The 280-nt window shown below is 46.4% G+C and carries 1 pseudogene; it reads left to right on the top strand.

Going from position 1 to position 280, the window contains the following annotated elements:
* A pseudogene (locus HMPREF2955_RS04605) lies at positions 1-280 on the top strand (IS4 family transposase); the annotation flags it as partial.

The following is a 280-nucleotide window of genomic DNA, read 5'->3' as shown; positions in this document are numbered from 1 at the left end:
CTTTCGTAAAAGCCTTTGAAGTGTATCAGATCAGATGGAACATAGAGGTGATGAACAAGGAGACTAAGCAGTATCTCGGATTAGGGGGTTATCAGGGTTGCGACTTTAACGGTCAGATAGCCGACGCAACGCTGTGTTACCTTACATATATCGTCATGGCCTTGGAAAAGAGGTTCACAGAATATCAAACCATGGGCGAACTCTTTTCGGACATGGAGGGCGAACTCATGGCACTCACGTTATGGAAGCGAGTTCTAGCCTGTATCGAACGCATTCTTCG

This window comes from Prevotella sp. HMSC073D09 (assembly GCF_001814145.1).
GTDB lineage: Bacteria > Bacteroidota > Bacteroidia > Bacteroidales > Bacteroidaceae > Prevotella > Prevotella conceptionensis.
Note: the sequence above shows the minus strand (reverse complement) of the source record. Positions and strands in the feature narration are given on the sequence as shown.